This window comes from Paraburkholderia sp. EG304 (assembly GCF_046543485.1).
Taxonomy (GTDB): Bacteria; Pseudomonadota; Gammaproteobacteria; order Burkholderiales; family Burkholderiaceae; genus Paraburkholderia; species Paraburkholderia youngii.
The window spans coordinates 73,190-92,105 of sequence record NZ_JBKGUA010000012.1; the positions used below are offsets into that span (position 1 = coordinate 73,190).

Here is an 18,916-nt window from a genome sequence, read left to right on the forward strand (position 1 = left end):
AGTAGCGCAAAGAGGGACAGTCGGGACGATTGGGCGAGCGGGACAAGTTCGGTGATGAACGAGGTTGCGAATCGACGCGACCCGGCCGGGCACTCAACTGGACGCGAGGACAACAGTCATGTGGGTGGTCAAGATCGGAGGCAGCCTCAGTCACGACCCGGCACTGCGCCACTGGCTCAGCGAGCTATGCGAAGTCGGCGGCGGACGCGTGGTGATCGTGCCCGGCGGCGGCGATTTCGCGGACAAGGTGCGGCAGTATCAGGGCGAGTGGAACTTCGACGATCTGGCCGCGCACAACATGTGTCTGCTCGCGATGACGCAATATGCGCTGCTGATGCAAGGTGTGTCGCCCGAACTGGTGATCGCGTCGAGCGAGGCGAAGATTCGCCGCACGTTGCGCGACGGCCACGTCGCCGTGTGGGTGCCGACCGCGCTGATGCGCGACACGCCCGACGCGATGAGCAACTGGGATACGACCTCCGACAGCCTTGCCGCCTGGCTATCGACGATGCTCAACGCGGAGCGGCTGATCGTCGTCAAATCCTGTCCGATCGCCGCCGACGATCCGCTCGAAATGCTGGCCGCGTCGGGGGTGGTCGACCGCAAGTTCGTCGACTACGTGACGGATGCGAACTATGTGGTCGAACTGCTCGACAAGAGCAACGTCGCGCTGATGCGCGACCGTTTGCTGAATATTCCGGTGATGTGAGGGATGGCTAAACCTTAGAGCCGCGTCGCGCTCGTCGAGCCCGGCAGCGGTGCGCCGCCATCGACGCGGATTTCGCCAGCCGGCCGGTGCAACGCGCTTGCCCATTGCGCGACGCGCTCGGGATCGAGCCGCGAGCGGCGCCCGTCGGCGCACAGCGCGGTGCGAAAACCGGCCACGTCGGGCGCCAGCGCGCGGATCTGCGGCAACTGCGCCCAGCCGAGCGCACCGGCGATGCCGACCATTGCGCCGCGCTGACGCGCGAGCCGCAACCAGCGCGCGAGCGAGTCGACATCGACGTGATCGAACAGCGTGCCGCCGTCCTTGCTCGCGGTATCGAACATCAGGCCGGCAAAGCCGAGCGCCGCGGTGTGGCTGACGAGGTCGTCGTCCATGCCGCCGTCGCATAGCAGCACCGGCACGACGGTGGCCGGCAGATTCGCGAGCTGCTCGATGCAGCGCCGCGCGGCAGGTCCCGGCGCGACCCCGACCTTCACATAGTCGACGCCGGCGTCGCTAACGTCGATCACGCGCGTGGCGATCTCGTCGAACGCGTCGGCCGGCACGTCGCCGATCGTCGCGCTGATCGGCTTGACCGGATAGCGCGCCCGCAGCTGTCGCGCGATGTTGGTAATGGCGCCGATCGACAGGCCGCCGAGCGCGCCGTCGTTCGGTTCTTTCAGGTCGATCAGCTCGGCGCCGGCGCGTGCGGCGTCGAATGCTTCCTCATCCGAGCGGACGCTCGCAAGCAATGCGGTCATCAGGGTTCTCCCGGCAAACGGGTTCAGTGATGGGCGGACGTGGCGGCGTGATTGGCCGCCCCTTCCAGATTCGCGCGGTAGCGCGCGACCGCGGCGACGAGCCAGCCCCATGCGGTGCGCTCGTTGTCGCCGGCGGTTTTGTCGATCGCGATCTGCAGATACGCCATTTCGCGATCGACCTTATCGGCCGGCAGCATGAAAAGCCGGCTTACCAGAATCGCGCCTTCCACGACCGCCGACTGCGCGCGATTGAAGCCCGCGAACGGCGCGTGGTTTTCGCGGTGCACGCATTTCATCACCAGTACCGGGCGCTCTTTGTCGTCTTGCAGTTCGTCGAGTTCGAGTTCGGCGTGGGCCAGCGATTCGGCCAGCCGCACGCTCGCGACACGACTTGCGGCCACGGTCGGCCAATCGGTCGCGTAGTGCGTGACGCAGCCCGCGAAGATGCGCACGTCGGTGGTGAAATTGAGCACGGCCGAGCGCGTCGCGACGATGTTGTCGAGCGTAACCGACGGTCGGAAAGGCGAAAGGATGATGCGCTCACCCTCGTAGCGCGCGCCCATCGGCGCGATATGAGGACGGCCATCGCACGCTGCCGTGGTGACGATCGTTTCGTGGATCATGGTTGGGAACGCTTGTCCCGACAGCGCCGGAAGGCCGGCCGTCAGCAGAGGTCAAACACAAACGGGAACCGCAAAGGGGCCGCGGCGTGCGGCCCGGTTGCGGGCTTAACGCGTAGCGACATACATCACGATTTCAAAACCGAGGCGTACGTCGGTGTAGCTCGGAGTCGTCCATTGCATACGTGCTTCCTCCTTCGGTTGAAACTGCGGTTCGAACTGCTCTGAGCCGCCGGCCCGGCGAAATTTCATGCCAGATGTCGACAGCAGCCGGCATCACGCAATCTCCATGCCCGTGCGTGTGCCGGCTGGCCAGGCGGGCGCGGATTCGAGCGCTAATACAGCGCTCGGCGAATTGCGCCACGCCCTGGCGCTTGCGCGGGTTGCCAGACGCAACCGTCCGCGCGTTGTGGCGGAAACGAAGCAAAGTGTTCCACGCGATTCGCTATTCCGATTGCGCTGTCACGCCGTGCCCCTCCCCCACACTAAGCGATTCTGCTCCCATTGCCGTTTCATGGCGTGAAAAAGAAACTAACGATGTGATAGCGATAATCGATCCATTAAGTCTGCCAAATAAAATCGTGAATTCCCCTTGGGCGTGTCCATGCCTACAGTGCAACTCAAGCGCTTCGTTCTTCCGGCAGTGCGCTTGCCACCTTCGAGGACACGTCATGAACGATTTCAGTCAACCGCCGATCCAGCCCGGACATCAAGCGCGCGATCCGCACAATCCGCGCGAGCGGTACGCGGCGGGCGTGATGAAATACCGCGAGATGGGTTACTGGCAACCGGACTACGAACCGAAAGAGACCGACGTGATCGCGCTCTTTCGCATCACGCCGCAACCCGGTGTCGAACCAGAGGAAGCGGCGGCCGCGGTGGCCGGCGAATCCTCGACCGCGACGTGGACGGTGGTGTGGACCGACCGCCTGACCGCCTGCGACATGTATCGCGCGAAGGCGTACCGCGTCGAACCGGTGCCGGTGTCGCGCGCCGACGAGCCGCAGTACTTCGCGTACATCGCGTATGAACTCGATCTGTTCGAAGAGGGCTCCGTCGCGAACCTGACCGCGTCGATCATCGGCAACGTGTTCGGCTTCAAGCCGCTGAAGGCGTTGCGGCTCGAAGACATGCGCATTCCCGTCGCTTATCTGAAGACCTTCCAGGGGCCGCCGACCGGCATCGTCGTCGAGCGTGAACGGCTCGACAAGTATGGACGGCCGCTGCTCGGCGCCACGGTCAAGCCGAAGCTCGGTCTGTCGGGCAAGAACTATGGGCGGGTGGTGTACGAGGGCCTGCGCGGCGGCCTCGATTTTCTGAAGGACGACGAGAACATCAACTCGCAGGCGTTCATGCATTGGCGCGACCGCTTCCTGTTCGCGATGGAAGCGGTGAACCGCGCGCAGGCCGAAACCGGCGAGGTCAAAGGGCACTACCTGAACGTGACGGCCGGCACGATGGAGGACATGTACGAGCGCGCCGAATTCGCGAAGGAGCTCGGCTCGTGCATCGTGATGATCGATCTGGTGATCGGCTGGACCGCGATCCAGTCGATGTCGCGCTGGGCCCGCAAGCACGACATGATTCTGCACCTGCATCGCGCGGGGCACAGCACGTACACGCGGCAACGCAATCACGGCATCTCGTTTCGCGTGATCGCCAAATGGCTGCGCATGGCGGGCGTCGATCATGCGCATGCGGGCACGGCGGTCGGCAAGCTCGAAGGCGATCCGCTGTCGGTGCAGGGCTACTACAACGTGTGCCGCGACGCGCACAACGCGGTCGACCTGTCGCGCGGCCTATTCTTCGAGCAACCGTGGGCCGGCTTGCGCAAGGTAATGCCGGTCGCCTCGGGGGGGATTCACGCGGGGCAGATGCATCAACTGCTCGACCTGTTCGGCGACGACGCGATCCTGCAGTTCGGCGGCGGCACGATCGGCCATCCGGCCGGCATCCAGGCCGGCGCGACCGCGAATCGCGTCGCGCTCGAAGCGATGGTCAAGGCGCGCAACGAGGGCCGCGACATTCTGCGCGAAGGGCCCGACGTGCTCGAAGCCGCCGCGCGCTGGTGCACGCCGCTCAAGCAGGCGCTCGATACGTGGCGCGACGTGACTTTCAACTACGCGTCGACCGACACGCCCGATTTCGCCGCCACACCGACCGCGGCCTAAGAGAGCCGAGCGTTACTCGCCAGCGCTTCACGAGCGCATCCGCAACGCGGTGCCACGGCACCGCGCGGGGCGCCGTTGACACCGTTCTGAACGCGACATCCATCAACGAGGTTCGTCATGCGTATTACCCAAGGAACGTTTTCTTTTCTGCCCGAGCTGACCGACGAGGAAATCGGCCTGCAGATCGACTATGCGCTGCGCCAGGGCTGGGCCTGTTCGGTCGAATTCACCGACGACCCGCACCCGCGCAACACGTACTGGGAAATGTGGGGTCTGCCGATGTTCGACCTGCACGACGCGGCAGGCGTCTTGCAGGAGGTCCGGGCCTGTCGCGAGGCGCGGCCGCAGCACTACATCAAGGTCAACGCCTTCGATTCGGAGCGCACCTTCGAGACGATGCGCCTGTCGTTCATCGTCAACCGGCCGGATGCGGAGCCGGGCTTCCGTCTGTCGCGTCAGGATGCGCAGGGGCGCATGCAGCGCTACAGCACGACGGGCTATGCGACCGACCGGCCGGCGGGCGAGCGCTACGGAGCGACGGGCTGAGCCGCTGACCGGGCACGAGGGTGCAAGCCAGGCACACGACAACCCGCAGCAAGGAGGAGCAATGACTGACGCCGCCATCGTGGACGCATTGCCCGCGTTCACCGCGCACAGCGACGACGCCACCCCCCACATCGACCTCGCGGCGCTGTACCGCGACTCGGGCATCGGCGACGTGCTCGGCGAACTCGAACGCGATCTGGTCGGGCTCGCACCCGTGAAGACGCGCATTCGCGAAGTCGCCGCGCATCTGCTGGTCGAACGCGCACGGGCTTCGCTCGGTCTCGCGGGCGGCGCGCCGACCTTGCATATGTGCTTCTCCGGCAATCCCGGCACCGGCAAGACGACGGTCGCGCTGCGCATGGCCGAGGTGCTGCACCGGCTCGGCTACATTCGCCGCAATCATCTGGTGTCGGTGACGCGCGACGATCTGGTCGGCCAGTACATCGGCCATACCGCGCCGAAAACGCGCGACGTGCTGAAGCGCGCGATGGGCGGCGTGCTGTTCATCGACGAAGCGTATTACCTGTATCGCCCGGAGAACGAGCGCGATTACGGGCAGGAAGCGATCGAAATCCTGCTGCAGACGATGGAAAACCAGCGCAGCGACCTGGTCGTGATTCTGGCCGGCTACGCGTCGCGGATGGAAGTGTTCTTCGAGAGCAATCCGGGTTTCCGCTCGCGCATCGCGCATCACATCACGTTTCCCGATTACGAGGAAACCGAACTGCTCGAGATCGCCGAGCGGATGCTCGACACCATGCACTACCGCTTCGATGCCGCGTCGCGTTGCGCGTTCGCCGACTATCTGGCGCGCCGCATCCGTCAACCGAATTTTGCCAACGCGCGCTCGGTGCGCAATGCGCTCGACCGCGCGCGGCTGCGCCAGGCGAACCGCCTGTTCGCGAGCGCGTTGCAGGGTGGCGAGCCGATCGACGCCGCCACGCTGACGCTGATCGACGCCGCCGACGTGCGCGCGAGCCGCGTATTCGACGAGCCCATGCAGCCGTCCTCGCCACCGCCTTCCACCGCGCGCGCCGTCACGGTGCCGCCGGGCTGAATCACGGCACCATCGAAGGAGAACGCCATGCAGGACGGACGCACGACACTTTCGAAGTTCCTGATCGACACGCTCGATCGCCCGCCGTGTACGGAAAGCACGCGGGACACGGCGGGACTCTCCGCGCTGCTCATCGACGTCGCGGCCGCCATCAAATCGATCTCGGCGATGCTGACCAAGGGCGCGTTAGGCGGCAACTACGGTTCCGCGCAAACGCTCAACACGCACGGCGAGGAGCAGAAGAAGCTCGACGTCTCCACCAACGAGATTTTCGTTCAGCAATGCGAGTGGGACGGCTTGCTGGCCGCGATGGTGTCGGAGGAAATGGAGCACGTGTACCCGATTCCGCCCGAGTATCCGCGTGGCGAGTATCTGCTGGCGTTCGATCCGCTCGACGGCTCGTCGAATATCGACATCAACGGCGTGGTCGGCTCGATCTTTTCGGTACTGCGCACCCGCGATCCGGCGGAGGATGCCAGCAGCGAAGCCGCGTTCCTGCGGCCGGGCTGCGAACAGGTGGCGGCCGGCTACGCCGTGTATGGACCCTCGACGATGCTGGTGCTGTCGGTCGGCAACGGCACGCACGGCTTCACGCTGGAGCGCGACATCGGCAACTTCGTGCTCACGCATTCGAACATCCGGATTCCGGAAGAAACCGGCGAGTTCGCGATCAACGCATCGAACGAGCGCTTCTGGGAGCCGCCCGTGCGCCGCTACGTGCAGGAGTGCAAGGACGGCCGCAGCGGCTGCCGCGCGCGCGACTTCAACATGCGCTGGATCGCGTCGATGGTCGCGGAAGTGCATCGCATCCTGATGCGCGGCGGCGTGTTCATGTATCCGCGCGACTCGAAAACGCCGGCCATGGAAGGGCGCCTGCGTCTGCTCTACGAGGCGAACCCGATGAGCTTTCTGGTCGAGCAGGCGGGCGGTCTCGCGATTACCGGCCGCGAGCGCATTCTCGAGCTCGCGCCGCGCGCGCTGCATGGCCGCGTGCCGGTGATCCTCGGCTCGAAGAACGAGGTCGAGCGCATTGCGCGCTATCACGGCGAATACGACCGCGGCGAGGACAAGCCGTTCTCGTCGCCGCTGTTCGGCACGCGCTCGCTGTTCCTGCCGGATTTCACGGCGTGATCAGCGGCTCACGAGACGAAGAACCAGTCATCCGGAGACAAACGTATGTCAGTCAAACATCCGATCATCGCGGTGACCGGCTCGAGCGGCGCGGGCACCACCACCGTCATGAAGAGTTTCATGCATATCTTCAGACGCGAGCACATCAATGCGCAGATCGTCGAAGGCGACGCGTTCCATCGCTACGACCGCAACGGCATGCGCGCGGCGATGCAGGAGCGCGAACGCGACGGCGTGCCGAATTTCAGTCACTTCGGGCCGGAAGCAAACTTGCTCGAAGAACTCGAAACCCTGTTCACGCGCTACGGCGAAAACGGCGGCGGGCAGTTTCGTCGCTACGTGCACGACGCGGCCGAAGCGCAGTTGTACAAGCAGGACAGCGGCACCTTCACGCCGTGGGAGGACGTCGCGGCCAATAGCGACCTGATGTTCTACGAAGGGCTGCATGGCGCGGCGGTGACCGACAAGGTCAACATCGCGCGGCATGCGGATCTGCTGATCGGTGTCGTGCCGATCATCAATCTCGAATGGATCCAGAAGCTGCACCGCGACCAGACGATGCGCGGCTACACGCACGAAGCGGTGGTCGACACGATCCTGCGCCGTATGCCCGACTACGTGAACTACATCTGCCCGCAGTTCTCGCGCACGCATGTGAACTTCCAGCGCGTGCCGACCGTGGACACGTCGAATCCGTTTACCGCCCGCGAGATTCCGCAGCCGGACGAGAGTTTCGTGGTGATCCGCTTCGCGCGGCCGAAGGGCATCGACTTCCAGTATCTGCTGACGATGCTGCACGACTCGTTCATGTCGCGCCCGAACGTGATCGTCGTGCCGGGCGGCAAGATGGGGCTCGCGATGCAACTGATCTTCACGCCGATGATCCTGCAACTGATCGACCGGCGCTCGCGCGCTTGAGCACAACGCTGCCCCTGCCGACGTTCGTTTCGCAAGGAGAATTTCGATGAGCGCAGTCGCGCAACCGCTTGACGCACCCGCCGCGCGCCCGATGGCCGACGCGCTGCGCATGCTCGCAATCGACGCGGTGGAAGCCGCGAAGTCGGGACACCCCGGCATGCCGCTCGGCATGGCCGAGATCGCGGTCGCGTTGTGGGACCGGCATCTGAAGCACAACCCGCGCAATCCCGCGTGGCCAGACCGCGATCGGTTCGTGTTGTCGAACGGACATGGTTCGATGCTGCTGTATGGACTGCTGCATCTGACCGGCTATGACCTGCCGATCGACGAATTGAAGCGCTTTCGCCAGTTGCACGGCAAAACCCCGGGGCATCCCGAGGTGGGCGTCACACCCGGCGTCGAGACGACTACCGGGCCGCTCGGCCAGGGGCTCGCGAACGGCGTCGGCATGGCGCTCGCCGAGGCGTTGCTCGCACGCGAGTTCAACCGGCCCGGGCACGGAATCGTCGATCACCGCACCTACGTGTTCGCCGGCGACGGCTGCCTGATGGAGGGTATCTCCCACGAAGCGGCGTCGCTCGCGGGCACGCTGAAGCTCGATAAGCTGACGGTGCTGTACGACGACAACGGCATCTCGATCGACGGCCACGTCGCGCAATGGTTCGCCGACGACACGCCCGCGCGCTTCGCGTCCTACGGCTGGCATGTGGTGCGCGAGGTGGACGGCCACGACGTCGATGCGGTCGATCGCGCGTTGCTCGCGGCGCGCGCGACCGGCCGGCCGACGCTGATCTGCTGCCGCACGGTGATCGGCCAGGGTGCGCCGTCGAAGGCCGGCACGCGCGACGTGCACGGCGCGCCGCTCGGCCCCGACGAGGTGGAACGCACACGCCGCGCGCTCGGCTGGCCGCATCCGCCGTTCGAGATTCCGGACGAGATTCGCGCGAACTTCGACGCGAGCGCGCGCGGTGCCGCCGCGGAAGCCGAGTGGCGCGCGCGTTTCGATGCGTATCGCCAGCACTATCCGGTGGAGGCCGCCGAATTCGAGCGGCGTGTGCAGGGCCGCTTGCCCGCGCATTGGCACGACACGGTTCGCGCGCTGCTGCGCGATGCGGATTGCGCGGCGGAATCGATCGCGACGCGCAAGGCTTCGCAAAAGGCGATCGGCGCACTCGCGCGCAGCCTGCCGGAGTTGCTGGGCGGCTCCGCCGACCTGACCGGTTCCAACCTGACGGACTGGCCGGGCTCGGTCGACGTGCGCAGCGATGAAAACGGCTTACGCGGCGGCAACTACGTGCACTACGGCGTGCGCGAGTTCGGCATGAGCGCGGTGATGAACGGCATCGCGCTGCATCGCGGCTATCTGCCGTTCGGCGGCACCTTCCTGACCTTCTCCGACTACGCGCGCAACGCGTTGCGCATGGCCGCGCTGATGAAGACGCGCTCGATCTTCGTGTTCACGCACGACTCGATCGGCCTCGGTGAAGACGGGCCCACGCATCAGGCGGTCGAACACGCGGCGAGCCTCCGGCTGATTCCGGGGCTCGACGTCTGGCGTCCGTGCGATAGCGTCGAGACCGCGCAGGCGTGGGCCAGCGCGGTGGAGCGGGAAGGACCGTCGTGTCTGTTGCTGAGCCGGCAAAACCTGCGTTTCGTCACGCGCTCCGCCGTGCAGATCGCCGCGATTGCGCGGGGCGGCTATGTGTTGCGCGACTGGCTCGATGACGGAGGGCAAGAGCAACCGGCGCGTGTCGTGCTGATCGCCACCGGCTCGGAAGTGTCGCTCGCGCTCGACGCGATCGCGCCGCTCGCGACCGCCGGCATCGCCGCGCGCGTCGTATCGATGCCATCGACCACCGCGTTCGACCGGCAACCGCGCGCCTGGCGCGACGCCGTGCTGCCGCCGGGCGTGCCGCGTGTCGCAATCGAGGCGGGCGTGCGCGCGTTCTGGCGGCAATACGTCGGGCTCGACGGCGGCGTGGTCGGCATCGATACGTTCGGCGAATCGGCCCCGGCCGCCGCGTTGTTCGAGCATTTCGGGCTGAACGCGCAGGCGGTGATCGACGCAGCGCGGCGCGTCGCGGATCGCGCGCGTTGAGCACGCCGCTCGACAAGATTTCATTTCATATCGAGGAGCACGCAATGGCCTTCATCACCCTGCGGCAACTGCTGGATCACGCGGCCGAACACGACTACGGCGTGCCCGCGTTCAACGTCAACAACATGGAGCAGATTCACGCGATCATGCGCGCGGCCGAGGCCACCGATAGCCCGGTGATCCTGCAGGCGTCGGCCGGGGCGCGCAAGTATGCGGGCGAGCCGTACCTGCGCCATCTGGTGCTCGCCGCGCTCGAAGCGCACCCGGACATTCCGCTCGTGCTGCATCAGGATCACGGCGCGAGCCCCGCGGTGTGCCAGCAGGCGATCCGCTCGGGCTTCACGTCGGTGATGATGGACGGCTCGCTGTTGCCCGACCAGAAAACGCCCGCCGCGTACGATTACAACGTCGACGTGAGCCGGCGCGTGGTGGACGCCGCGCATGCGGTCGGCGTGTCGGTGGAGGGCGAGCTGGGCTGTCTCGGCTCGCTCGAAACCGGCACGGCAGGCGAGGAGGATGGCGTCGGCGCAGCAGGCAAGCTGACGCGCGAGCACCTGCTGACCGACCCCGACGAAGCGCGGCGCTTCGTCGACGCGACCGGCGTCGATGCGCTCGCGATCGCAATCGGCACTTCGCACGGCGCGTACAAGTTCAGCCGCGAGCCGACTGGCGACATCCTCGCGATCGACCGGATCGCCGATATCCATGCGCGCATTCCCGACACGCATCTGGTGATGCACGGTTCGTCGTCGGTGCCGCAGGAATGGCTCGCGGTGATCCGCGAATACGGCGGCGAGATTCCGACCACCTACGGCGTGCCCGTCGACGAAATCCGCCGCGGCATCGCGCACGGCGTGCGCAAGGTCAATATCGACACCGACATCCGTCTCGCGATGAGCGGCGCGATGCGCAAATCGCTCGCCAATGCGCGCTCCGAGTTCGATCCGCGCGCGGCCCTGAAGGCGGCCACCGCCGCGGCTAGCGCGATCTGCATCGAGCGTTTCGAAGCGTTCGGTTGCGCGGGGCAGGCGGCGCGCATCAAGCCGCTGCCGCTCGACACGATGGCGAGCCGCTATCACTGACGCCACTGGTACGGAGAACGCAATGCGCGAATTCCTGATTGCTCCGTCGCTGCTGTCGGCGGATTTTGCCCGCCTCGCCGACGAGATTCGCGACGTAACGGCGGCCGGCGCGGACTGGATTCATCTGGACGTGATGGACAACCACTATGTGCCGAACCTGACCGTAGGGCCACTCGTGTGCTCGGCGATCCGGCCGTACACGTCGCTGCCGTTCGACGTGCACCTGATGACCACGCCGGTCGATCCGCTGGTGTCGGCGTTTGCCGAGGCGGGCGCGAACCTGATCAGTTTTCATCCGGAGGCGACGCTGCACGTGCATCGGACCATCGAGCTGATCCGCTCGCACGGCGCACGCGCGGGGCTCGCGCTGAATCCGGCGACGCCGCTCACGGTGCTCGATCATGTGCTGGAGATGCTCGACGTCGTGCTGGTGATGTCGGTGAATCCGGGCTTCGGCGGCCAGGCGTTCATTGCCGAGACGCTCGATAAGCTGCGGCGGCTGCGCGAGCGCGTCGACACGACGATGCAGCGCACCGGGCGGCCGTTGCTGATCGAAGTGGACGGCGGCGTGAAGGCGTCGAACATCGCGCGTGTCGCCACGGCGGGTGCCGATGTGTTCGTCGCGGGATCGGCCGTGTTCGGCGCGAGCGATCGCGCGCAGGCGATTCGCGGCATGCGCGGCGAACTGGCTACCGTCGACGAACCCGCGGCCGTAGCGGCCATGCAGTGACGGCGCGGCGGGTTCAGCGCTTCTTCATCGTCTCGCCCGGCCCGCACCAGACGCTGAGATCTTCTTCAGGCCGGTCGACCGCGCAGCCCCAGTCGAGCGGCTGGTCCTGATCGAAGCGCTTGCCGAGCCGCCACGCGATTTCCGCGCGCGCAAGCTGCACGCCCATGTAGAACGCGTGGCCGCCGTCGGTTTCGAGGTTCAGCTGCGGGTACAGCGCGAACGGATCGTCGCCGCGTCGATGGCCGTCGCGGTTGTACACGTGAATGCCGTCGGCGCTGATCTGCACGCGGAAATTCGGATCACGCACGGCGCGCGCGAATTCGTCGATTTCTTCGGCGCTGTACAGAAAAGGCCGTTTCGCGTGGACCGTCGCGAGTTCGCTGCTGATGCCCTTCGGCAGCACTTGCGCATCGCGCGCGGCATGCATCACGCGGCGCGCGACATCGGCTTCGCGCAGCGCGCGCCGCGCATGCAGACTCACCGAAGTCGTCAGCACCGCGCCAACGCGCAATTCGGCCGCCATGCCGAGCAGCACCGCATTGATGCCGCTCGTGTCGGCCTCGGTCAACTCGGTCACGTTGCCGATGCCCATCATGATCGCGATGTCGGGATAGCGCTCGCGCAAGCGCACATAGCGCGCAATCGACGTGGCCAGCCCGAACGGAATCGGATCGAGAATCGGATCGGCGAGAAACGCGCGGCCGCGCGCGGTTAGCGCGTCGATCGCGGCGTCGAGCGAGGCGGCGTCAGCGGGTTCGCGCGCGACGAGGATCGGCGTCGACGGCACTTCGTCGGCGATCCATAGCGTGTCGACGTTCACGCTCATCAGATAGTCGGCGCCCGCGCGGCCGCCGCGCAGCAGTTCGTCGTTGCGCATCGAATCGACGCTGACGCGATAGCCTTCGGCCTTCAGGCGCCGTACTGCGTCTTCGAGATGCGGAAACGGCGTGTCCGGCAGACAGCCGATGTCGATCACGTCCGCGCCCTGGGCCGCATATTCGCGCGCCCTTGCGGCGATGCCGTCGAGGTCGAGCCGCGGCGCATCGACGATCTCCGCGAAAATCTCCGTGTCGTAGCGGCTCAGGTCTAACGGCTTCGCCTTGTGGCCGAAAAACTGCGGCAGGTCCTTGACCTCCTCGGGACCGCGCTCGAACGGCACGCCGAAGTGCGCGCTCAGCGCGTCGAGATCGCCGCGGCAGCGGCCCGGCACGATCACGCGCTGCGCGGCGAGCGGGGTGGGCAAGCGGCGCTGGATCATGTCGGCGGTCATCAACGCGGCGACCTGCAGGCCGATTTCGCGCACCTCCCAACTGAACGGCGCCGGCGCCATGCCGTCGAGCACGCGCCGCAGGCTCGGTTCGGCAAGCCGGCCGGTCAGGAAGAGGATGTGGTCCATGCGAGATCGAGGGTCGCGAGGCGTTGGGCGAGCGCCGCTTCGAGTTCGTCGAGCGAGCGCGCGAGCGTCGTGTATTCGAAGCGTGCCAGACGCTCGACGTTGTCGAGTTCGATCGCCCGTGGCCGCAGTTCGACCCATTCGTCCGGGCTATGCGTGATCACGCTCGGTTCGGTGTCGCATGCAAAGACGATGCCGGGGATGCATTGTTTGCCGGCCTGCGCGTACATGTTGGTCGGCAGAGTATCGGAGATGCCGTAAGCGCATTTGGCGACCGTGCTGCTGGTGGCTGGCGCGATCACGACCGTGTGATAGACGCCGTGATACAGCATGCCGACCGGTACGCCGCTCGCGCTGTTGTCGCGCAGCACCCGGAACTGTTCGCGCAGCTTGTCGAGCGGCCAGCCATAGAGCGGCAGCACTTCCTCGGCCGCCGCGGACAAAAACAGATCGACGCGCGGCAAGCGCCGCGCGAGCGCGATCGATTCTTCGAGCATGTGACCGGAGCCGGTCACGCACCACGCGAAGCGTGCATCCGGCTTGAAGTCGGCGAGATCGCGGGCGGCCTTCGGCGCTGACTCGTTAGGGGACGGCTGGGTCATGCGTCGAGATCGAGCGGCATACCGTCCGGCGGCGAGCCTTCGTGCGACAGCCGGATGTGCAGCCGGCGCATCTTGCGGTACAGCGTGTTGCGGCTGATGCCGAGCGCCTTCGCGACGTTGCTGACGTTCCAGCGATGCTCGTCGAGCAGCGACAGCACCGTCTCGCGCTCGTTCAGCTGGATCGCGTTCAGCGAAGAAATGTCCGCTTCGTCGGCGAGATGCCCGTCCATGTCCGCGTTCGCGAGGCGCAGCGCGGTCGGCAGGTCGACCGCCGAGGTGCGTTGCGTGACCTCGGGCGGCAGATGCTCGCAACGGATCGGCTCGCCGTCGGACAGCGCAATCGCCATCTGCAACACGTGACGCAGCTGACGGATGTTGCCGGGCCACGCATAAGTGAGCAGCGCGTGTTCGGCTTCCGCCGTCAGCTCGGGCGGATCGTCGGTTTCGTTGGCGAGCAGATGATGAATCAGCGGCAGCTTGTCGACGCGCTCGCGCAGCGCCGGCAGATTCAGCTCGACGCCTTTGAGCCGGTAGTACAGGTCCTCGCGGAACTGGCCGCTCTGCACGAGTTCGAGCAGATTGCGGTGGCTCGCGCTGATCAGCTGGAAATTGACCTTGACGGTGGTCTCGGCGCCGAGCGGCGTGACCTCGTGTTCCTCGATCACGCGCAGCAGGCGCGCCTGCAGCACGAGCGGCATGTCGCCGATCTCGTCGAGAAACAGCGTGCCGCCGTTGGCCTGCACGATCTTGCCCCGCCGTCCTTCGCGCTGCGCGCCGGTAAACGCACCGGCGCGATAGCCGAACAGCTCACTCTCGATCAGGTTCTCCGGCAGCGACGCGCAGTTCACCGGCACGAACGGACCGTCGGCGTGCGGGCTGATGCTATGCAGCGCCTGCGCGAAGACTTCCTTGCCGGTGCCGGTCTGGCCGCGCAGCACGATCGGAATCTTGCGCTGGATGACGCGCGCGGCGAGTTGGATCTGCGAGGCCATGCGCGGGTCGCCGAATTCGAGGTGCGCGATCTCGTCGAGCTTCGGTACCGGCGCGTGCTTGTCGTGTTTCTCGTGTTTCTCGGGGGCGCTGCTGCGGATCGCGGAGTCGGTGACGATCACGCGCGTCACGCGCCCGGTGCCGTTCTGCGGCGTCTGCGCAACGAGGAAAAAGCGGTTCGTCGCATTCGCGCTGTAGACGGTGACCGGATGGAACGAGCCGCGAATGCTGCGCGCGATCATGTCTTCGAGCGACGCGTTGAACGCTTCCTCGATACGCCGGCCGCGCAGCTCGCTCAGCGAGCGGAAGCCGAGCTGGAACAGCGCGCTGCGATTCGCGGCGAGCACGGTGCTGTCGTCGCCGACCGCGAGCTTGCCGCCGTGCAGCGTGCCGACGAATTCCGGGCGGCTGTGGAAATGGATCATGTTGGCGTGCCGGTAGCGCGCATCGAGCAGACGGTTTTCGATCATCTGCCGCGACATGCCGACCAGCACCAGCGAGTGCTGCTGCAGCAGCTTCGAGCGGCTCGTGACGTCGAGCACGCCGGCGATCTCGCCGCCGTCGTCGAAGATCGGCGCGGCCGAGCACGTGAGCGACGTATAGCGCGGATAGAAATGCTCGTGCTGACAGACGGCGATGCAGTCGCGCTCCGCGAGACAGGTGCCCATGCCGTTGGTGCCGGCTTCGCGTTCGCTCCACAGCGCGCCGACGCGAAAGCCGTCGGCGGCGACCGCCTCGGCGAACGGCACGGACGACACCTGATGCACGATCACGCCGCCCGAATCGACCAGCACGACCGCGAGCTCGGGATCGGCGAGCTGCTGATAGAGCGTCGTCATCTCGAGCTTCGAACACGCGATCAGATCGCCGAGCGCCTCACGGCGCGCGCTGAGTTCGTATTCGGTGAGCACCGGCGGCGGCACGAAACGCGCGGGGTCCAGCTGGAATTCGTTGATGCAGCGCGTCCACGACTGAGCTACGGGTTCGCTTGTCGGGCGCGTGGTCAACTGGTGGTTGACCACGTTCAGAACTTCCCGGACGTGCGTACTGCTGTCAGCGAGCAACGACATGGGATTTGTCTCCGTTGCGACATTTCGGAAGCGTGACGGCTTTGCACGCTGCGAATGCCGCTTTATCAAGCCTGTCTGCCCTTGGTGCGGCGGATTCTCGGTCCGTCTGCTCCCTCGCGACCGGCCCTGCTACGAGGCGGATATTTAAAACTGTACGCTCGATGCAAGATCGGTTCAACAGAAAGTGACTGTGGGTTTACCTCACCGTGCCCGGAATTTGCTTTTCTCGATGCGCGATGCGTTATACCGTTTTGCAGGTTGCATGCCTGTCGCAGCTTCGACACAGAGTGTGCCGCGCGTCGCGCAGTTCCACTGTTCTACTGTTGCATCGTTCGCTGTTCATCACAGGCTGTTTAATCTTGGGCCGCGCCGCGGCGGAGACCATCATGGATCGTATCGATACTGTTCGCCTTGCCGCATTTTCCAGCCTCGACGCCAATCCCGGCTCGCAAGCCGGCGCGTTGCCCGAGCGCCTCGACATCGTGTTCATCGAGAACTTCATCGGCCAGACGGTCATCGGTATCGACAGCAGCGAGTTGCATGTTGCGCAACCGGTGCGCGTGAATCTGGCGATCGGCGTGCCCGCGATCCGCGCGTGCGCGACGGACCGGATCGAAGATACGGTCAACTATGCGGCCGTGCGCGAGGCGCTGCTCGAGCTATTCGCGTCGCATCGCGTGCGTCTGCTGGAGGCGCTTGCGGAGACGATCGCGCAACTGCTGATCGCCGACTTCGGCGCGCACTGGGTGCGCGTGTCGCTCGCGAAGCCGGCCAAGTTCGCCGACCTCGCGGCCGTCGGCGTGCAGATCGAGCGGCGTCGCGGCGATGGCCCGGCGGCCGCCGTGGGGCTCCCGTGTTACGCGTCGCTCGGCAACGGACTGGTGCCGAATTGACGGAGAGAGCGGGCGCGCCGGACGCCCGGCGCGTCTCGAACCGTCGTCATTTCGCCACGGTCGACGTTTTCTGCGGACCGAGTCCGCACGCCTGGTACGCGCTCGTTTGCAGCGCGCGGAATTTCCTGGTTTGAGCCTTGGCATGATCGACGCGGAATTCCGCGCCGCCTTCGCCGCCGAGCGTCGCGTACTTCGAGAAGGTCGACTGGTCGACGAATTCGTCGTACGGCAACGACGCGGCCATCTTGTCGATCACGCACGAGCACTTGTAGACGTTTGCGAAATCGTGGCCGTTATCGTCCATGCAGCTGAGCACGTATTCGACGCGGCCCTCGGTCGGATAGTTATAGCCGCTCGCCCACGCGAGCGGCGCGGCGAGCATGAGCGAGGTAAAGGCGAGAAGCGCGCGACATCTATTAGTCATTGAATGCCTCTGCGAGAGCATTGAACCCGCTTCGCGAACCGCTGCGCGAGGGCCCTGCCTTGCGGCCGCGAGGCGACGGGATGCGCGAGGAGGCGGGGCCGCGAACGGCGCCGCGTCTCCTGCGCTGCCATGCACCGTCAGTTCGGCGCGAACGGATGCGCGACGGTGCCCTTCTTCGATACTACTTCAGCCGCGCTCGGCTCGCCGCTGACCGCGCGCTTGATGGCCTCGCGCGTCGCCTGATAGTTGAACTGCTGGATCTTCTTGTCGTCCTCCGCCTGCCAGTGGATGAAGACGCCGACGCAGAGGAACAGATCGTCGGCTTCTTCCTGCGGGATCGTGCCGTCCTCGACGCTGTCGGCCACTGCTAGCGCGACCGCGTGCTGCGCCGGGCCGAACATCTGCACGGCCTGCTTGGCGCCTTTGATCGTCACCTTGTTGAACAGGATCGTATTGGGCTTCGTGATGAGATTCGGTGCGACGACGGCGAGCAGCGACGTGAAGCCGTCCTTGTTGTTGGTGAGCGCGTTGCAGAACGCGGTTTCCGCAGCCGAACCTCGCGGTCCGATCAGCAAGTCGATATGCGCGACCTCGTTGCCGTCGCCGACTAGCGACTCACCGATCATGACGCGGTTGATCTTGGCCATTCTGTTCCTCCAATGAGTAGGTATGGACCTGCTGACGAGGCGCCGCCCGCGATCGTGTCCAGATCAGCATCGCGAGAGCGGTGCGGGATTGCACGGCGGTACTAACTAACAGGTTCCGTGCCAGTTCTGGCACCCGGCATGCTGACGCGCCCGTTTGGGGCGTGTTCAGTGCAGACGATTCAGGGTTAACCGCGCCATTCGACGCAGCGCGCAACGAACAGCGTGGCCACCGCGAGGTCCGCGCTGGTGCCGGGATTGATCGCGCGGGCCTTCAATTCGGCATCCCAAGCATCGAGCTGCGGATCGCTTGCCGTGCGGCGCGCGGCGGGTCGCGTTTGACGCCAGCGCGCGTGCTGTTCGCGTGCCACGAGCGTGACACTCTGCGCCAGCGCGAGGCCGTGCTTGCGCACAATGTGAGAGTCGGGCCAGCCGGCCAGGAACGCCAGGAACACATTGAGCATCGCGATTTCACCGGGATCGACGGGCGCGGGTTCGGGCGCTGGCGTCGAGGCTTCGAAGCAGGCGGTGAGGCCGGTCTCGAACAGGTCCGCGAAACCGTTCGCGTACTGCCGCGCGATGCTGTCGCGCTCGCTGGCGAGCCGCATCGCGTCGCGCAGGCCGATCGTCGGCGCTGCGTGGACCGATTGCTCGGGCGCGTCGCCGAGGCCGCCGGGGTTGGCGAGCGCGATCGCGCGATAGGCGAGCCGCGCGTCTTCGACGTCGAGCCGGCTCAGCACGTCGCCGACGGCGGCGCGCCACGCTGGCGCCGTCAGCGGCCGTTCGCCGGTCTCGTCGAGAGCCGCGGCGAGCGGCGCGACGAGCAGCACGATGCCGAGATTCGTATTGCAGCCGACGGCCGCGCGCGTGCGTGTGACCGCGTCGAGAATGCGCTGTCCGACACGGGCGCCGGGCGCGAATAGCGCGTCGAGCGATGCGTCCGCGCTGGCGAGGAACTGCGCCGCGTTCATGCCGTGGCCGGGGCTTTGGGTGCTGACGTTGCCGGGTTTCGGCGTGGTGACGTCGAGCGCGCAGGCTGCGAGGAAGGCTGCGCGCGCATGCTCGAAGGGGACGGTCATG

At 66.2% G+C, this 18,916-nt stretch carries 19 protein-coding genes; 10 read left to right on the plus strand and 9 right to left on the minus strand.

The window, feature by feature from the left end:
* The first annotated feature begins 118 nt into the window (after positions 1–118).
* On the plus strand, positions 119–709 hold the full coding sequence (locus ACLFKU_RS16665) for an aspartate kinase (RefSeq protein ID WP_176107471.1): 591 nt from the start codon (positions 119–121) through the stop codon (positions 707–709).
* A 14-nt stretch (positions 710–723) separates the two neighbouring features.
* On the opposite strand, the gene ACLFKU_RS16670 is transcribed toward ACLFKU_RS16665, so the two are convergent.
* From ACLFKU_RS16670 to pqqA, 3 genes are all read right to left on the minus strand, one after another.
* Complete coding sequence (locus ACLFKU_RS16670) at positions 724–1,467, minus strand: (5-formylfuran-3-yl)methyl phosphate synthase (protein ID WP_410849786.1); 744 nt, start codon at positions 1,465–1,467, stop codon at positions 724–726.
* Positions 1,468–1,490: 23 nt separating this feature from the next.
* A complete protein-coding gene (locus ACLFKU_RS16675) occupies positions 1,491–2,090 on the minus strand; it encodes a DUF447 domain-containing protein (protein WP_368586108.1) in 600 nt (199 codons plus the stop codon).
* Positions 2,091–2,195: 105 nt separating this feature from the next.
* Positions 2,196–2,339, minus strand: a complete 144-nt coding sequence (gene pqqA, locus ACLFKU_RS16680; RefSeq protein ID WP_410849787.1) for a pyrroloquinoline quinone precursor peptide PqqA — start codon at positions 2,337–2,339, stop codon at positions 2,196–2,198.
* Between the two features lie 419 nt (positions 2,340–2,758).
* Here pqqA and ACLFKU_RS16685 point away from each other — a divergent pair, with 419 nt between their 5' ends.
* From ACLFKU_RS16685 to rpe, 8 genes are all read left to right on the plus strand, one after another.
* The gene (locus ACLFKU_RS16685) at positions 2,759–4,258 is read left to right on the plus strand and encodes a form I ribulose bisphosphate carboxylase large subunit (RefSeq protein ID WP_410849788.1); all 1,500 of its coding nucleotides are present in this window, start codon (positions 2,759–2,761) and stop codon (positions 4,256–4,258) included.
* 117 nt (positions 4,259–4,375) lie between these two features.
* Positions 4,376–4,804, plus strand: a complete 429-nt coding sequence (locus ACLFKU_RS16690) for a ribulose bisphosphate carboxylase small subunit (protein WP_410849789.1) — start codon at positions 4,376–4,378, stop codon at positions 4,802–4,804.
* Positions 4,805–4,865: 61 nt separating this feature from the next.
* On the plus strand, positions 4,866–5,861 hold the full coding sequence (gene cbbX / locus ACLFKU_RS16695) for a CbbX protein (RefSeq protein WP_410849790.1): 996 nt from the start codon (positions 4,866–4,868) through the stop codon (positions 5,859–5,861).
* 27 nt (positions 5,862–5,888) lie between these two features.
* Complete coding sequence (locus ACLFKU_RS16700; protein ID WP_368586113.1) at positions 5,889–6,992, plus strand: class 1 fructose-bisphosphatase; 1,104 nt, start codon at positions 5,889–5,891, stop codon at positions 6,990–6,992.
* A gap of 45 nt (positions 6,993–7,037) precedes the next feature.
* Positions 7,038–7,910 (plus strand): phosphoribulokinase, encoded by an 873-nt coding sequence (locus ACLFKU_RS16705; protein WP_368586114.1) that lies wholly within the window; start codon positions 7,038–7,040, stop codon positions 7,908–7,910.
* A 46-nt stretch (positions 7,911–7,956) separates the two neighbouring features.
* On the plus strand, positions 7,957–10,008 hold the full coding sequence (tkt, locus tag ACLFKU_RS16710; RefSeq protein WP_410849791.1) for a transketolase: 2,052 nt from the start codon (positions 7,957–7,959) through the stop codon (positions 10,006–10,008).
* A 44-nt stretch (positions 10,009–10,052) separates the two neighbouring features.
* On the plus strand, positions 10,053–11,090 hold the full coding sequence (fba, locus tag ACLFKU_RS16715; RefSeq protein WP_410849792.1) for a class II fructose-bisphosphate aldolase: 1,038 nt from the start codon (positions 10,053–10,055) through the stop codon (positions 11,088–11,090).
* A 22-nt stretch (positions 11,091–11,112) separates the two neighbouring features.
* On the plus strand, positions 11,113–11,820 hold the full coding sequence (rpe, locus tag ACLFKU_RS16720; protein WP_410849793.1) for a ribulose-phosphate 3-epimerase: 708 nt from the start codon (positions 11,113–11,115) through the stop codon (positions 11,818–11,820).
* Positions 11,821–11,833: 13 nt separating this feature from the next.
* Here rpe and ACLFKU_RS16725 read toward each other — a convergent pair whose 3' ends face one another.
* The 3 genes from ACLFKU_RS16725 to ACLFKU_RS16735 are packed head-to-tail and all read right to left on the minus strand — an operon-like array spanning position 11,834 to position 15,875.
* Complete coding sequence (locus ACLFKU_RS16725; RefSeq protein ID WP_410849794.1) at positions 11,834–13,216, minus strand: DUF6513 domain-containing protein; 1,383 nt, start codon at positions 13,214–13,216, stop codon at positions 11,834–11,836.
* Positions 13,195–13,815 (minus strand): flavoprotein, encoded by a 621-nt coding sequence (locus ACLFKU_RS16730; protein WP_410849795.1) that lies wholly within the window; start codon positions 13,813–13,815, stop codon positions 13,195–13,197. Before ACLFKU_RS16730 ends, ACLFKU_RS16725 begins: the two co-directional genes overlap by 22 nt.
* Positions 13,812–15,875, minus strand: a complete 2,064-nt coding sequence (locus tag ACLFKU_RS16735) for a sigma-54-dependent Fis family transcriptional regulator (RefSeq protein ID WP_368586120.1) — start codon at positions 15,873–15,875, stop codon at positions 13,812–13,814. The genes ACLFKU_RS16730 and ACLFKU_RS16735 overlap by 4 nt, the downstream gene beginning before the upstream one ends.
* A gap of 386 nt (positions 15,876–16,261) precedes the next feature.
* Between ACLFKU_RS16735 and ACLFKU_RS16740 the strand changes: the two genes are divergently transcribed.
* Complete coding sequence (locus tag ACLFKU_RS16740) at positions 16,262–16,768, plus strand: dihydroneopterin aldolase (protein ID WP_410849796.1); 507 nt, start codon at positions 16,262–16,264, stop codon at positions 16,766–16,768.
* Between the two features lie 46 nt (positions 16,769–16,814).
* On the opposite strand, the gene ACLFKU_RS16745 is transcribed toward ACLFKU_RS16740, so the two are convergent.
* From ACLFKU_RS16745 to ACLFKU_RS16755, 3 genes are all read right to left on the minus strand, one after another.
* Positions 16,815–17,192, minus strand: coding sequence for a hypothetical protein (locus tag ACLFKU_RS16745; RefSeq protein WP_368586122.1), 378 nt, complete (start codon positions 17,190–17,192; stop codon positions 16,815–16,817).
* Between the two features lie 137 nt (positions 17,193–17,329).
* Positions 17,330–17,839 (minus strand): formaldehyde-activating enzyme, encoded by a 510-nt coding sequence (gene fae, locus ACLFKU_RS16750; protein ID WP_176107508.1) that lies wholly within the window; start codon positions 17,837–17,839, stop codon positions 17,330–17,332.
* Positions 17,840–18,024: 185 nt separating this feature from the next.
* A complete protein-coding gene (locus ACLFKU_RS16755; RefSeq protein WP_410849797.1) occupies positions 18,025–18,915 on the minus strand; it encodes a triphosphoribosyl-dephospho-CoA synthase in 891 nt (296 codons plus the stop codon).
* Position 18,916: the final 1 nt, after the last annotated feature.

Excerpts from the sequence above, each read along its gene's own strand:
- ACLFKU_RS16685 (WP_410849788.1), top strand. The coding sequence starts at position 2,759 with ATGAACGATTTCAGTCAACCGCCGATCCAGCCCGGACATCAAGCGCGC.
- pqqA (WP_410849787.1), bottom strand. The coding sequence starts at position 2,339 with ATGAAATTTCGCCGGGCCGGCGGCTCAGAGCAGTTCGAACCGCAGTTT.
- tkt (WP_410849791.1), top strand. The coding sequence starts at position 7,957 with ATGAGCGCAGTCGCGCAACCGCTTGACGCACCCGCCGCGCGCCCGATG.
- ACLFKU_RS16755 (WP_410849797.1), bottom strand. The coding sequence starts at position 18,915 with ATGACCGTCCCCTTCGAGCATGCGCGCGCAGCCTTCCTCGCAGCCTGC.
- ACLFKU_RS16670 (WP_410849786.1), bottom strand. The coding sequence starts at position 1,467 with ATGACCGCATTGCTTGCGAGCGTCCGCTCGGATGAGGAAGCATTCGAC.
- ACLFKU_RS16675 (WP_368586108.1), bottom strand. The coding sequence starts at position 2,090 with ATGATCCACGAAACGATCGTCACCACGGCAGCGTGCGATGGCCGTCCT.
- fba (WP_410849792.1), top strand. The coding sequence starts at position 10,053 with ATGGCCTTCATCACCCTGCGGCAACTGCTGGATCACGCGGCCGAACAC.
- ACLFKU_RS16665 (WP_176107471.1), top strand. The coding sequence starts at position 119 with ATGTGGGTGGTCAAGATCGGAGGCAGCCTCAGTCACGACCCGGCACTG.
- cbbX (WP_410849790.1), top strand. The coding sequence starts at position 4,866 with ATGACTGACGCCGCCATCGTGGACGCATTGCCCGCGTTCACCGCGCAC.
- fae (WP_176107508.1), bottom strand. The coding sequence starts at position 17,839 with ATGGCCAAGATCAACCGCGTCATGATCGGTGAGTCGCTAGTCGGCGAC.
- ACLFKU_RS16705 (WP_368586114.1), top strand. The coding sequence starts at position 7,038 with ATGTCAGTCAAACATCCGATCATCGCGGTGACCGGCTCGAGCGGCGCG.
- ACLFKU_RS16690 (WP_410849789.1), top strand. The coding sequence starts at position 4,376 with ATGCGTATTACCCAAGGAACGTTTTCTTTTCTGCCCGAGCTGACCGAC.
- ACLFKU_RS16700 (WP_368586113.1), top strand. The coding sequence starts at position 5,889 with ATGCAGGACGGACGCACGACACTTTCGAAGTTCCTGATCGACACGCTC.
- ACLFKU_RS16735 (WP_368586120.1), bottom strand. The coding sequence starts at position 15,875 with ATGTCGTTGCTCGCTGACAGCAGTACGCACGTCCGGGAAGTTCTGAAC.
- rpe (WP_410849793.1), top strand. The coding sequence starts at position 11,113 with ATGCGCGAATTCCTGATTGCTCCGTCGCTGCTGTCGGCGGATTTTGCC.
- ACLFKU_RS16730 (WP_410849795.1), bottom strand. The coding sequence starts at position 13,815 with ATGACCCAGCCGTCCCCTAACGAGTCAGCGCCGAAGGCCGCCCGCGAT.
- ACLFKU_RS16745 (WP_368586122.1), bottom strand. The coding sequence starts at position 17,192 with ATGACTAATAGATGTCGCGCGCTTCTCGCCTTTACCTCGCTCATGCTC.
- ACLFKU_RS16740 (WP_410849796.1), top strand. The coding sequence starts at position 16,262 with ATGGATCGTATCGATACTGTTCGCCTTGCCGCATTTTCCAGCCTCGAC.
- ACLFKU_RS16725 (WP_410849794.1), bottom strand. The coding sequence starts at position 13,216 with ATGGACCACATCCTCTTCCTGACCGGCCGGCTTGCCGAACCGAGCCTG.